Below are 14629 nucleotides of genomic sequence, written 5' to 3' on the forward strand. Positions count from 1 at the left end.
CCTTAAATGCGATCCAGCAATGGATCGGGATAGCAGGAGACCTGTTCGACAGCATATTGGTCTTCGAGAATTACCCGGTAAGTAAAGTGATCGCTTCCCGCCCCTGGGCCTTGAAAATGGAAGATATCAACCTGGTGGAACAGATCAATTACCCATTGGGTATTACGATAATAGCAGCGGAGGAGATTCGGGTTCGTTTTGGATACAATACCCGTTTATTGGACAAGGAACAGGTGGGTCGGATAACAGGTCATTTTATGCAGGTATTGCAGCAGATCTGCGATAGTCGATCAGATATTCGTGTCCGCGATTTGCAAATGTTGACTGGGGAAGAACGGGACCAGTTGCTGGTGGGATTTAATGATACGGGAACGTGCCATCCGGCAGCGGGCACGATCATCGATCTGTTCATCGAGCAGGTCCGCCGGACGCCGGATGCGGCGGCCGTAATTTTCGGGGAGGAATCGCTGAGCTACCGGGAGCTGGATGAACGTTCCAACCGGCTGGGTCATTACCTGCGCGGGAAGGGAGTAAAGGAGGAAACGCTGGTAGCTATATGTATAGAACGTTCTTTGGAGATGCTGGTGGGGATCCTGGGGATTCTGAAGGCGGGAGGGGCCTATGTGCCGATAGACCCGGAATACCCGGAAGACCGGATCGCCTATATGCTGGAAGATACCGGGGCTTTGGTCGTCATAAGCAGCCGGGTCTGCGGGTCACGGATACCGGAAGGGGAAAACAGAAAAGTGATCGTAGTGGAGGATCAGCGGGCCGCAATAGACCGGGAACCGGAGAGTCTTCCGCAGACGGCCCTGGGGCCGGACCACCTGGCCTATGTGATCTATACTTCGGGATCGACGGGACAACCCAAAGGAGTAATGATCGAACATCGCAGCGTATTTACCTTCCTGAAATGGTGTCAGAAAGAATTTTCTTCCGATCCCGTTGAAATCATCTACGCGGGAACTTCCATTTGTTTTGATCTGTCCATATTCGAACTCTTCTATTCATGGAGTGCCGGTAAATGTTGCAGAATCCTGGAGTCAGGTCTGTTCATAGGAAAACATATCCTGACAGATAAATTTATTTTATTGAATACCGTCCCCGGGATAATCCGGCATTTACAACAGGAAGAAATTGACCTGATGAATGTCACGGTAATCAATATGGCAGGAGAGCCCATTCCGGTTGAAGTACAGGAGAATCTGGATATGGAGAATATGAGCGTTAGAAACCTCTATGGCCCTTCAGAGGATACCACCTACAGTACGGTCTGCCGGTTAAAAAAAGGGTACTCTTCTTCAATCGGCAAACCAATAGACCATACCCATATCTATATCGTTAATGATCAGGGACAATTGTGTCCGGCTGGTTGTACGGGGGAAATATGTATTGCGGGTGCGGGTTTGTCAAGGGGATATTTGAACCGCCCTTTTTTAACCACAGAGAAGTTTATTGCCAATCCATTCAGTAATGTGCCCGGCGACAGGATGTATCGGACCGGGGATCTGGGAAGATGGGAGGCCGGAGGTGATATCGTATACCTCGGTCGGATAGACGAACAGGTGAAAATACGCGGCTACCGTGTGGAACCAGGGGAAATAGAACGGGTCTTACTACAGTCTCCGGAAGTTAACCGGGCCATAGTCATAGGCTGGAAGAAGGAAGGCAACCCTACACGGATCGCAGCCTATGTAGTGGCGGAAGGAAGATTCGACAAGGAAGCCATAGGCAATTATCTGGGCACAAAGCTGCCTGCATATATGTTGCCCGCATCAATTATCGAATTAAAAGAAATTCCGCTGACGCCAAATGGTAAGGTAGATAAAAAAGCTCTACCTGACCCCTTCACCGAAAACCTGACAGGAGAGGTAAAGATGGGGCCGCGGAATGAGGTCGAAGAAAAATTAGTGGATATATGGAAGGATTTACTCCGGATAGGGCAAATTGGAGTCTATGATAATTTCTTTGAGGCCGGGGGGCATTCCTTGCTGGCAACCCGCCTGGTATCCGCTATCCGGAAATGTTTTTTGGTTAACATTCCCATCAGGATACTTTTTGAATTTAATACGATCAATGATTTGGGGAAATATATCGAATTGGAATTGTCGGGGAATTTGAAAAAGGAAGAAGACCCTGCCTTGTACGATGTGATCAATATCTGATGCCCTTAACGGTTTGTGAAATTTAAAAATATGCTAAATGCCCGCGCTTGTCTTTTACTGATAGCTTCTTATTATAATAAAGAAGCGAATGGGGATAGTTTCGGGACCATGCCTGAACTGGAGGAAGAAAATGCAGGGTGGCCTGCTGTGAGCCGGGCAGCCGAAAGAGCCGGATTCAGAGCGAATTTTGTAAAGTTAACCTATCGTCAGTTATTCCGTGATGTCCCGCTTCCCTGCATGATTCAGTGGGAAGGGTCAACCGATTTTGCAGTTGTATTTCCCCCGCGGAAATGGCGCAGAGGGAAGAAGATAACCTGTATACATCCGCCGGAAGGTAGTGTAACCAATAACAAGGCAGAATTTGTCAGACGCTGGACCAGCAGTAATAAAGACGGAGAAGGAGAAAAAAGGGGAGGGGTTTTAATCCTGGAACCCACCTTCCGGTTTCACGCAAAAATTCGGGGAAAAGAAAACAGGCTCAGCTGGGACCTGATATTACCCTATTTCAGGCACAGCCATTGGCAGATTGCCGGGGTAGTCATGGCATTCGTCATTGCTTCCCTGGTACAGCTTATTTTCCCATTCCTGCTGCAAAGTGTAGTCGATGTAGGAATAAATACAAAGGACCTACATTATATCACTATTATTTTATTGGCGCAATTAATGCTTGTTTTTAGCAGGATCAGCGTTGATCTTATCCGTAGCCGGTTACTACTACAGATCTCCATCCTGGTGAACTTATCGATCCTGTCCGATTTCTGGATCAAACTTACCCGACTTCCCATATCCTATTTTGATCAACAGCATACCGGAGGGATAATACAACGGATCAATGATAACCGTCAGATTCAAAGTTTTTTAACCGGCCCTGCGGTTAATACTTTTTTTTCCCTGCTTAATTTTATTGTATTTGCCATCGTCCTGCTGTTATTAAAAGCAAAACTGTTCCTGATCTTCGGAATAGGAGTGTCTTTATATTTTATATGGATGCGGTTCTTTTTACGTATCCGCAGGAAAATAAATTATAAAATCTTCCATGCTTCTTCAAAAGAAAACAATGCTACTTTGCAGATGGTCCAGGGGATGCAGGAGATCAGGCTGCAAAATATCGAACAACCGAAAAGGTGGGAATGGGAAAGCCTGCAGATAGCCATCTTTCGCCTTAATTTCAAGAACCTGACCTATGGTCAGCTACAACAGGCCGGCGGCATCCTGATCAATCAGGGAAAAGATATTATCCTGACTTTTACAGTAGCCAACCTGGTTATACAGGGCGAACTGACTTTTGGTGCCATGTTGGCCGTTCAATATATAATCGGACAATTAACCGGACCAATCGAACAATTCATTGGTTTTGTGCAAAGCGCCCAGGATGCCAAGATCAGCATGGAAAGGCTGAACGAGATTCACCAGATGGAGGATGAGGAGAAAGACCCAGATACCTATGTTGTTCAGTTGCCCGCTGACAGGACCATCCGGTTTGAAGACGTTTCCTTTGCCTATCCAGGCCCCAATAATGAACGGGTGCTGAATCAAATAGATCTGGAAATTCCCGAGGGGAAAACGACCGCTATTGTTGGCGTGAGCGGAAGCGGGAAGACGACCCTGCTTAAATTATTGCTGAAGTTTTATGAGACCTATGAAGGCAGGATAAGTGTTGGCGATACATCTTTTAAGCAAGTAAGCCCATCTTTCTGGCGCAAACAATGCGGCGCTGTTTTGCAGGACGGCTACATTTTCAACGATACTATCGCAAAGAATATTTCTCTGGAATATGAGCAGGCGGATGAAGAAAAGCTGCTGGCAGCCTGCAGAATGTCCAATATTCTTTCCTTTATAGAATCCTTACCCGACGGCTTTAATACCCGGCTGGGCGCAGATGGGACGGGAATCAGCCAGGGACAGAAACAACGATTGCTGATTGCAAGGGCTGTTTACAAAAATCCCGCTTATCTTTTTTTTGATGAATCGACAAATGCACTCGATTCTAATAATGAAAAAGCCATCGTAGAGAACCTGCAGACCTTTTTTAAAGGAAGGACCGTTTTGGTTGTCGCCCATCGTTTGAGTACAGTGAAAAATGCGGACAAAATTGTCGTGCTCCATCATGGACGCATCATCGAACAGGGAGACCATCATGGACTGGCCAGCCTAAAAGGAAGATATTTTGAGCTGGTCAGAAACCAGCTGGAACTTGGAAGTTAATCAGGCCGAATCATCATTCAATCCCGGGGTTCACCGGATATAATGCTTAAAAATTTCAGAAATAACGGGCAGGCAGGGACAGCTGCACTTAATCCTTTACAGGAAAATCCCAGGGATATCCTGTCGATTAACCCTGCTTTTATGGAAAGGATGGCATTGCCATTCTTTACCCTTATCCTGGTGGTGATCATAACGGTTGGTTCCTCAATTCATTACCCCGAAGTTTTGAAGGCGAGGGCGGTTTTCGTGGATGTAAATGGCGTTGGTGGATATTCGGTAAAAATTGAATTGCCTCAAGGCAATTTCGCCAGGATAAATACCGGGCAGATCGTTCAATTCAATTTTGACGAGTTCTCTTATGAAAATTATGGCAGTGTCAAGGGGATTCTCCAATATGTTTATAACGTAGAATCGCCAGGCAATATTACCGCTAAAGTATATTTTCCCCAGGGACTTAAGACATCCAAGGGGCATGTTATTCCTTATTCGAATGGATTAAAGGCAGATGTACTTATAGTAATCAAAGATATGCGGCTCCTTCAGCATCTTTTCTATAACCGGTCACGTACGATAAGAGAATAGAAGTTCAATTTTTACACCTTAATACTTATTTTATGGAAAAAAATTCAGTCATCCAGGATTATGACCTGTATAAGACAGAGGATCATAAAACCTGGTCAATACTTAGTAAAAGGCAGCTGGAACTCCAGGAAGGGAGAATTTCAAGAGAATACCTGAGCGGATTCCGGGGATTGCAGCTGGACGGTGAAAATATCGTTCGGATCGATGAAGTCAGCAAACGCCTTGAAACTATATCCGGATGGACCCTGGTACCGGTCACCGGACTTATTCCAACCAGGGACTTTTTTTACATGCTGATCAATAAAAAGTACCCTGTTACCATTTCTATCCGCCGGCCCTGGGAAATCGACTTCAGTGAACAGCCGGATATATTTCATGATGTTTGCGGTCACCTTCCGCTGCTGACCAATGAAAAGTTCATAAAATTTCTCACGACATACAGTATTATCGCCCTTAAGTATGTAAATAATGACAGGGCCATTGATTTTTTAGGACGCCTTTACTGGTATACCTATGAAATGGGAATAATAAATGAGGATGGCGATTACAAACCTTATGGAGGTGCTATTATCACTTCTTCTGAAGAGATCGCCAATATGAAAAGAGATGATATTCCCAAACACCCCTTTGAACTGGGGCGTATATTCAGGACCCCCTATAATCCTTACAAGCTGCAGAATGAATATTTTGTTATTGAATCCTTTGATGACCTTTTTAATAGCCTGGAGGACCTCGAGGCCAAACTGGTAGAGCATTTATTGCTGCCTGAGCAGGATCTGATCCTGCGTAACTATTCCCTGAACAGCCGTCTGGGCAAAGGTTTTAATAATGTGATCGGATTCCTGAACGATACGCAATATAAGTTTCCCGATGCTATCTCCTTTGTAGCTGGTCAACCAGATGAGAATTTTTTCGATATCGAAAACAATTTGTCGAAATTCGGCACCTATGTGGACCATGTCGTTAAGACTACAGGAGGAACAAAACTACATGTTATCAATAAAATCGGTCAATACAATAAGACAAAAGGCATTGTAAATGATATTGTGGCCGAATATCTGCGCAATGATGAAAACATAAATATAAAAGGTAGCGATATCCTGATGACGGTTGGCGCTCAGGAAGCCTTTTCGATTATCGTTTCCACCGTTTGCAATACGGATAAGGATGTAGTATTGACGGAGGATCCCAGTTATATTGGCCTCAGCTCTTTTGCCCGGGTATTTAACTACAATATTTCCGGCATTAAAACCGACGAGGAAGGGATCGACCTTAAAGAACTGAAAAATAAAATCATTGAATTGAACAGGCAGGAGAAGAATGTTAAACTCCTGTATGTGATACCCGATTATCAGAACCCTTCCGGGGCTTGTATGCCTATCGGAAACCGGTTGAAACTGCTTGACCTGGCCAGACAATATAATTTCCTGATTATTGAGGATAGCGTATATAACAGCTTTACCTACGCTCAAAAAAAGAATCCTACCCTGAAATCCCTGGACAGGTATAATCGGGTTATTTACGTCGGATCTTTCTCCAAATCACTCTTCCCTGGATTAAGGGCAGGGCTGATTGCGGCGGACCAGCTAATTGAAAATGAAAATGGGGAGACGGTTTCTCTGATCGATGAAATGGTAAAAGTTAAAGCCCAACTCACCAATAATACCTCCACGATCACGCAGGCTATATTGGGAGGAGTATTACTTGACCTTAACTGCAGCCTTAGCGAATGGAGCAGACCCAAGTTTGAAAGTTATAAAATGAAACGGGACCGCATGGTTGCCGCCCTTAAAAAATATATTAAGGCGTTTGAACAGGAGTGGTCAGGCGGGATTTCCTGGAATGAACCGGACGGCGGGTTTTTTATCAGGATGTCCCTGCCATTTACCGTAGACTCTGGCAGCGTACTGGAATGTGCGGCCAAATTCAATGTCCTGTTCTGCCCCATGCGTTACTTTTATTTGAATAAGGGAGGGGAAAATGAGATCAGGCTGACTTTTTCCAATCTTTCTCCGGATATGATCGAAGCTGGTGTCAAACAAATTGCAGCTTATTTGAAATCAAGGATAGATAAGAGGTCGGCAGAAACGCGTCTTGCTGAAGAGGTAAATTCTTTTTTTTAAGTTTTAAAAAATAATATAATGAAAAACAGTTTCCTTTCCGGATATGATATCGATTATGTAGAGATATATACACCGATGGCAAAGGTCCTGGCCTATTGGCATTCCCAGGCATTAGGTTTTAAAGTGAGTGCGTATGCGGACATAGACACTGGTAAGCCGGGCCTGTCCTCCTTTGTGCTTGACAGCAATGAAATACGGCTTGTATTGACCTCTTCCTACCCGATGGAACAGGGAACTGCCAATATTGAAGTCTCTTCGTTCATCAGCAAGAATTATTGCGGCGTAAAACGATTCGCGTTGCGTGTTGAGTCTGTCAGGGATGTATTTGAGAAAAGTATAGCAGGTGGGGCATTCCCGATTAAATTTCCGGCTGTGGTGGAGGATGAATCGGGCTATGTGGAAGAAGCCGCTATTAAATTATATGATAATAATGAAATCGTTTTTATCGACAGGCGTAATTATAAAGGGGTATTCAAACCCGGATATAAAATGGGAAAAACAGCAGGATTCACCGGAGAAACGCCTTTATTCACGTCAATCGATCACATTGCGAGCGAGGTCAGGATCAATGAGAGCAATTACTGGACAGGATACCTCACTTCAGCCATCGGTACATCTCTTGTTCAAAGTATACAGTCGGGCGCCGAGAATAAAACAGGAATGCTCCTGAATATTAATCAGTCCGCGGATAAAAAGCTCACCCTGGTGATCGCGGAACCGGAAACTTACCTGACCCGGTCAAAGGTGCAAAAGAATATTGAAACGTACGGACCGGGAATACATCATCTGGCTTTTAGTACGCCTGACCTGAAGGCCACTATCGAAAAACTGAAGGTTGCAAAGGTGGAATTTGTAAATTTCCCTTCATCTTATTATGACCTGCTGCGGGAGAATGCTGAATTTAAGGATATCGATATAGATTCATTACAGGCAAACGGAATTCTTATAGACAAAGAAGATGATACGTATTTAATGCAAAAATTCATTAAGCCAATCAGCGACCGGCCTTTCTTTTTTTATGAGATCGTGCAAAGGGTAAATGGATATAATGGTTTCGCCCTGAAAAACATTAATGTGTTGAAAAGAGCTGAGGAAATTGAAATTATGAAGCCGGAAAAATATTAACACTTTTTTGTAAACTAAAACGATATGTACGCAATAAAATCATTGCTTTCCGTATGTTTCTTGTGGGCCCTGGTCTGGGGGCTCAATAGCCGGTTTGGGATCGTGCCTCCTTTAGGAAAATTGCTAAGCCCATCGACCGGGATCTGGCAGAATATGGAACGGGAAGACATCTCCAAACAGGAAACGTTGACGATGCAGGACCTGAACAGCGCTGTAGTCATTAAATACGATAGCAGTCAGATCCCTCATATTTTTGCAGACAACGATCATGATCTGTATTTTGCCCAGGGATACGCCACTGCAAAAGACCGTCTTTGGCAAATGGATATGCAGGTTCGGACTGCTTCGGGCACACTTTCAGAGATTATGGGATCCCGAACGGTCAACAGGGATATTTTTATAAGACGTATTGGCTTGTTATATGCCGCTGAAAGAGCATTGGATTCGGTGAACCGGGATGGCCAGACCAAACGAATGCTGGAAGCATATACGGAGGGGGTAAATGCCTATATCCGGGGATTGAGTCCGGATAAGGTCCCTGTAGAATTCAAGATTTTTGATTATAAACCGGTGGAATGGAAGCCCATCAATTGTTTGCTGGTCCTTAAACTGATGGGGGAAAGATTAAGCGGGGGACAACCTGAATTTGGTATGACAAATGCCTTAAATCAGTTCGGGCCGGACACGATCCGTCAATTGTTCCATAACGTTTATTCTCATGAAGAGCCGGTTGTGCCGGGAAAAACGGCATGGAATTTTTCACCTTTGCCGTTCCCCGATACATCGGGAACGACCCTCTACACGGCAAAGGGACGTATTGCCATGCCCCACAAAACAGAAATACCGGGTAGTAATAACTGGGCTGTGGATGGCAGCAAGACGGCAAATGGATATCCACTCCTTGCCAATGACCCTCATCTTGAGTTAACACTTCCTTCTGTTTGGTACCAGGTGCAGCTGCAGGGCCCGGGTATTAATGTTTACGGCGTTTCTGTACCCGGAATCCCTTCCGTAATGATCGGGTTTAACAATAATATTGCCTGGGGGCTTACCAATACGACGGCGGATGTCGTTGACTGGTATTATACTAAGTTTAAGGATAATTCCAGGACGGAGTACCTGTATGATGGTAAATGGAATAAGGTTGAGAAACGCGTGGAGCAGTTTAGGGTAAATAAAGGAGGAATAATATATGACACTATTCTTTATACGTGCCAGGGACCGGTAGTATACGATGGCACCACCCATAAGATCAATAATTTTAATACAGGTCTCAGCCCTTCGGAAGGCAGGGCCATGCGGTGGACCCTGCACGATATTTCCAACGACCTGAAAACCTTCTATCTGCTTAACCGTGCGAAAAACTATGCTGATTACAGGCAGGCCTTACAGTATTTCAATTGCCCGGCTCAGAATTTTGTATACGCAGGAACAGATTGTACCATCGCCATTACCTGTAACGGAAAATTACCGATACGTTATAAGACCCAGGGAGAATTTGTTTTGGACGGGAGAAAAACCGCAGATGATTGGCATGGTTGGATACCCATGGATCAGTTGCCCTATAGTAAAAACCCAGCAAGGGGATTTGTCAGTTCCGCCAATCAATCACTGACTGACTCAACCTATCCTTATTATATAGGAGGACAGTTTGCTTCTTTCGCCCGGGCAAGGAGGATCAATGAACGGCTTTCCGGTATGACCCGGATTGATGTGGACAGTTTTAGCGTATTGCAAAATGATTCATACAGTGAATTTGCTGCGGACATACTTCCTTTTTTACTGAACCATCTGGACAGTACGAAATTGAAGACCTACCAACAAATCCTGTCGGAAATATTTACCTGGAATTACAAATTTGAGAAGACTTCCATGGGGGCTACCTTATTTAATTTATGGTGGAATGAAATTTACAGCAGTATATGGAGTACGAATATCAACAAGAAGAATATTCAATGCCCTTGGCCGGATTATGAAAGAACAGCTGGTTTGTTGCAAAAAGACAGCAATTCCCTTTGGATCCGCGCCGTTTGCCAGGTTTCCGATAAGAACCTCACCAATTTTGTTACACTTTGTTTTCAAAAGGCAATCGACGGACTGGGCATCAGTCATGGAAATATAGGAGAAGGATGGAAATGGGGCTATTGCCGGCCGGGGTTCATCAGTCATATGGGAGGCGTCCCCTCCTTTGGGATAGGGCCCTTTAGTGCGGATGGTGCAGCCAATACCATAAATGCGCTTTCAGACCGCTATGGACCTTCCTGGAGAATGGTTGTTGAATTAGGTCCGGTAGTTAAAGGATATGGGATCCTGCCCGGTGGACAATCGGGTAACCCGGGAAGTTATTTTTATGATAACCTGTTCTCTTCCTGGAAAGAAGGGAAACTAAAAAGACTCGTGTTCTTTAATCCTGGTGAAAGGGGTGAAGACCAGGTTTTTTCCACCTTACTGTTAAAAAAATAAAATATGCTTTTTCTCCTTATTTTACTTTTGGGATTTATCGCCCATTTTATTATTCCATTCTGGTGGTCTATCGTTCCGGTAGCTTTTTTTTCTTCCTTCTTCCTGGGTAAACGTAAAGGCCATGCTTTTTGGATGGGTTTTCTTTCCAATGCCTTGTTGTGGCTGGTATTGATCCTGATTAAAATTTCCGGAAGCAATACAGTATTGATCCAGAGATCGGCGAAATTCCTTTTTTTACCGAATTGGGTTATGTTGTTCATGGTAACGCTATTGATCGGCGGTCTGGTAAGCGGTTTCAGTTCCCTGGCCGGAAGCCTGGTTAAGACAACCTTTAAAAGCCATAAAAAGACGGCTGTCCTATAAGAATTGATCCTTTTAGACCCGATTTTATGGATACAGACGATAAGAAAAGACTACCCCTAATACGAAAGGAATTGGTAAAATTGTTCGACGAAACGGTAAAGAAAGTACACGTCGGTTTTTTCCCGCCCAAAGGAAGATATTTCAGGAAAGAGATGATCAATATGGGGAACGGCTGCTTTCAGCTGGATGCTTTTCTTCCCAAGGGAACATCATTCTGTCATTATTTTTTTAATGGTGATTTTGAAATGCCTAAAAATAATGAACAAGATATAATTTCAAAATACGATTCTCAGAAAAGAGCGCCCCTGGTTATGGAATCGGCTGTGTTTTGCCCGGTTGAGTTCAGCATTGGACCCAATTTTATCAGCCATGTAAAGGATAATATGTGGGAGTTCCGGGCGGTCACTTATCATAGCTGGATAGAAAAAATGGAATTGGTTATGCCTTTTGGCATTCATCCCATGATAATAGCCTATAGATATAAAAACTGCACATTCTGGTCAGCCCGGCTGGCCCTGGATAATATGGAAATAGATTTTTACCTTAAGATTTCCGGGGGCCTTCAAACAAAATATTTACATAAAGATTATAAATTAAAAGATCAGCCTTCTGAAGGGCATTATTTCCATTATTCATTGGTTGGTAATAAGGGAAAAAATGACCATGCCTCTTCCTTCAGGGCAGGATACCAAATTTTGCCGGACAGGTTTCACCGGATAGCGGAAAGTCCAGCTCCTGCTACGCTAAAAGCCTGGGGAGATTCGCCGGATCTTCAGACTTATTTTGGAGGGAACATACCCGGGATTATTGAAAAACTGGAATATATAGCCGGATTAGGAGTGAATTTCATCTATCTCAATCCTGTTTTTTTTGCTCAAAGCCCTCATCGTTACGATTGTATAGATTATCTGATGATCGATCCATTGCTTGGAAGTAATGATGATTTTAAAACGCTGGTGGATAAGGCACATGCCTTAAAGCTGAAGGTGATCCTGGATATTTCGCTGAATCATTGCAGTACCCGACACTTTGCCTTTCGGGATCTGCTTCAAAACCAGGAAAGATCTCTTTTCAGAAATTGGTATGAAGTCGAAGGTTTCCCGGTCAGTCCCGGGAACAATTCTTCTTATAGTTGCTGGCATGGTTATAAAGAACTGCCCCAGTTCAATTTAGACAATAGTGAAGTTCAAAACTATTTTACGCAGGTGGCGCGTCATTGGATGAAGGAGTACAGAATTGATGGATGGCGGCTGGATGTATGTGTGGAAATGCCGGCCGGATTCGTAAATAAATTTATCCGGGAGACCAGAAAAATAAACCCGGATGCCGTTATGGTGGCTGAAACCTGGCAAAACGACGCGCCTGAAATTATGCAGGACAACGAAATGGCAGGAATTACGAATTATACCTTTTATCTGAATGTCATCATTCCTTTTTTCGAACGCGATTCCTTACCTGTTTCCTTGCTTGCCTATGAAATTATGAGAGTGGGCGCTAAAAGCTCTTTTAAGAATACTATATACTCCTGGAACTTTTTGAGCAACCACGATATTCCCAGGTTTTACTCCATTTTAAAGAATAAGAAAAATCTTTTTCTGGCCTATTCATTGATGTATGTTTTGCCGGGCATCCCTCTTATTTATTATGGCGAAGAGAACCTAATGGAGGGATTGACGGATCCGGCAAACCGGGGTTGCATGGATTTTACCCGTCGGCAGGAAGATAATGAATTCCTTCCTTTTCTTAAGGAATGGAATGGTATCCGGGAAAGGCATATTGAAGTCCTTACCTATGGCAGCCTGTTTTTCCCTTTAGCTGATGATGAAAAGAAAATTTTAGTGATTGGCCGGTCTTTCCATGACGAATATTTTTATTTACTGTTGAATTTTGACGACAAGACCCATTATTGCACCATTTCTTCAAAAGGGTCAGGGGGATCCCGGAACACCATCCATATTAAAGAGCATAATTTCAAAATCATTCATGATACTCCATTTGACTTCGGAGGTTGCTCCTTTTTATAAACGGGGTGGACTTGGCGACATTTCGGGTACACTACCCAGATATCTTAACGCCAGTCTGCCCAATGTCGTGATCTCTTTTTTTTATGAGGAGAAGATGAAAAAAACCGATTTTTCTTTGGGGGGTGTATTTAGCGTGTATATTCATGGCGCACCCTACGAGTTTACTTATTATTCCGATCGAAGGGATCAGGTCGATTTTTATTTCCTGAATATGGCCGATCCATTTGTTTTTGCAGATCTGGAAGATGGTGAAAGACCCTACCGGGGTGACGCGTCTTTTTTTGTATATCTGTATTTTGCCAAAGCTGCCTTGAAATTGGTCGATATTCTACAATTATATCCCGGATATATCATTTTCCATGACTGGCATGTATGTGGATGTTTTGCCTTTCAACATGAGTTGGATGAACTGAAGGAAAAGTATAATGCTTTTACTATTCTTCTGATCCATAATTATGATTATCAGGGAGAGATCCTCCCCGATGTCTTTCATTTGCTGGATGAGGAAGTATTGGAACAGGTGCTTCCGGTTTTTTCCCGGTATGGAAGAGTTACCCTGCTTTCCCTGGGATTAAAGCATGCGGACTATGTGGCTACGGTTAGCGAAGGATATGCCGAAGAGTTAAGGAGAAAAAGCCTGCCCCATGCCGGTCTGGAATTCCTGGATCTAATAAAAAAGAGGAAAATATATGCATTGCCCAATGGGATCGATCGCGAGGAATGGTCGCCGGACAACAACCGGTTTATTCACTTTCCCTATAATAGAAATTCTGTCTCTTCAGGGAAACAAATAGCTAAAAACCAGGTTGAGAAAAAATTCGGCATTATGGAAGACGATGGCCCTATCGTTTTGCTGATGGCCAGGTTAACGGAACAAAAGGGCATTACCCTTTTGATGGATTTTTGGGGAAATGAAGAATCGTCCTTGGTGAAGATAGGGGCAGTCTTGGATACGGGAATAAAATTGATCGTTTGTGGCCAGCCTTCAGGGGGCCTGAATGGTAATACGCACCGGCGGTTTACCCTGGCGAGCAAACATTATCCGGGCAAATTCGTGTATGAGCCAGGTTATAATGAAGCATTGGCAAACCTGTTGCTGGCTGCGGCGGATGTTCTGTTGTGCCCGTCCCTGTTTGAACCTTGCGGTCTGGTGCACATTTATGGAATGGCATTTGGCACTATACCGGTCGTCAGACCTGTAGGCGGCCTGCGCGATACGGTGATCCCCTTTACAGATAGTCCGGAAACCTGCACCGGTTTTTATATTGATTCGTTTAGTCATCACAGCCTGGTTGCCTGTCTCCGTGAGGTAGTGCATGTATTCCGTCATCGAAAAGAGGAATGGAAAAAAATCACCGGTAGATGCATGGACCAGGATTTCTCCTGGGAGAAAACACGGGTTCATTATTTTGAATTTTTCGATCACATCCGTGAAGGGCAATTAATTGAAACTCCCCAATCCTGAGGAATTGCTCCCTCTTTTTTAATTCATCATCCTGCACAAAACAATAATTATGTTATTCAGTACCGCGATTAGTTTGCTTCATGCGGCTAAAAAAGCAGGGATAGGGATCATCCT

Annotated in this window: 9 protein-coding genes; all 9 read left to right on the forward strand. The window is 44.0% G+C overall.

Annotation, left to right across the window (positions count from 1 at the left end):
• Positions 1-2165: non-ribosomal peptide synthetase (locus tag ACX0G9_RS30590; RefSeq protein ID WP_459068797.1), on the forward strand; the 2165-nt coding region annotated here is incomplete at its 5' end.
• 30 nt (positions 2166-2195) lie between these two features.
• Positions 2196-4370, forward strand: coding sequence for a peptidase domain-containing ABC transporter (locus tag ACX0G9_RS30595; protein WP_459068798.1), 2175 nt, complete (start codon positions 2196-2198; stop codon positions 4368-4370).
• Positions 4371-4412: 42 nt separating this feature from the next.
• Positions 4413-4952 carry a hypothetical protein gene (locus tag ACX0G9_RS30600; protein ID WP_459068799.1) on the forward strand — a complete coding sequence of 180 codons (540 nt, stop codon included), beginning with the start codon at positions 4413-4415 and terminating at the stop codon, positions 4950-4952.
• A 32-nt stretch (positions 4953-4984) separates the two neighbouring features.
• Entirely contained in the window at positions 4985-7075 is a 2091-nt protein-coding gene (locus ACX0G9_RS30605) for an aminotransferase class I/II-fold pyridoxal phosphate-dependent enzyme (RefSeq protein ID WP_459068800.1), read from the forward strand.
• Between the two features lie 18 nt (positions 7076-7093).
• Entirely contained in the window at positions 7094-8200 is a 1107-nt protein-coding gene (locus ACX0G9_RS30610; RefSeq protein ID WP_459068801.1) for a 4-hydroxyphenylpyruvate dioxygenase family protein, read from the forward strand.
• 24 nt (positions 8201-8224) lie between these two features.
• Positions 8225-10663: a penicillin acylase family protein gene (locus tag ACX0G9_RS30615; RefSeq protein ID WP_459068802.1), complete on the forward strand. Its 2439-nt coding sequence runs from the start codon at positions 8225-8227 to the stop codon at positions 10661-10663.
• A gap of 3 nt (positions 10664-10666) precedes the next feature.
• Positions 10667-11026 carry a hypothetical protein gene (locus tag ACX0G9_RS30620; protein WP_459068803.1) on the forward strand — a complete coding sequence of 120 codons (360 nt, stop codon included), beginning with the start codon at positions 10667-10669 and terminating at the stop codon, positions 11024-11026.
• A 26-nt stretch (positions 11027-11052) separates the two neighbouring features.
• Entirely contained in the window at positions 11053-13050 is a 1998-nt protein-coding gene (locus tag ACX0G9_RS30625) for a glycoside hydrolase family 13 protein (RefSeq protein WP_459068804.1), read from the forward strand.
• Positions 13010-14515 carry a glycogen/starch synthase gene (locus tag ACX0G9_RS30630; protein WP_459068805.1) on the forward strand — a complete coding sequence of 502 codons (1506 nt, stop codon included), beginning with the start codon at positions 13010-13012 and terminating at the stop codon, positions 14513-14515. The genes ACX0G9_RS30625 and ACX0G9_RS30630 overlap by 41 nt, the downstream gene beginning before the upstream one ends.
• Positions 14516-14629 lie beyond the last annotated feature (114 nt).

The organism is Flavitalea flava, assembly GCF_054461575.1.

Coding starts and splice junctions, on each gene's coding strand:
- ACX0G9_RS30625 (WP_459068804.1), top strand. CDS start 11,053: ATGGATACAGACGATAAGAAAAGACTACCCCTAATACGAAAGGAATTG.
- ACX0G9_RS30600 (WP_459068799.1), top strand. CDS start 4,413: ATGCTTAAAAATTTCAGAAATAACGGGCAGGCAGGGACAGCTGCACTT.
- ACX0G9_RS30610 (WP_459068801.1), top strand. CDS start 7,094: ATGAAAAACAGTTTCCTTTCCGGATATGATATCGATTATGTAGAGATA.
- ACX0G9_RS30620 (WP_459068803.1), top strand. CDS start 10,667: ATGCTTTTTCTCCTTATTTTACTTTTGGGATTTATCGCCCATTTTATT.
- ACX0G9_RS30605 (WP_459068800.1), top strand. CDS start 4,985: ATGGAAAAAAATTCAGTCATCCAGGATTATGACCTGTATAAGACAGAG.
- ACX0G9_RS30630 (WP_459068805.1), top strand. CDS start 13,010: ATGATACTCCATTTGACTTCGGAGGTTGCTCCTTTTTATAAACGGGGT.
- ACX0G9_RS30615 (WP_459068802.1), top strand. CDS start 8,225: ATGTACGCAATAAAATCATTGCTTTCCGTATGTTTCTTGTGGGCCCTG.
- ACX0G9_RS30595 (WP_459068798.1), top strand. CDS start 2,196: ATGCTAAATGCCCGCGCTTGTCTTTTACTGATAGCTTCTTATTATAAT.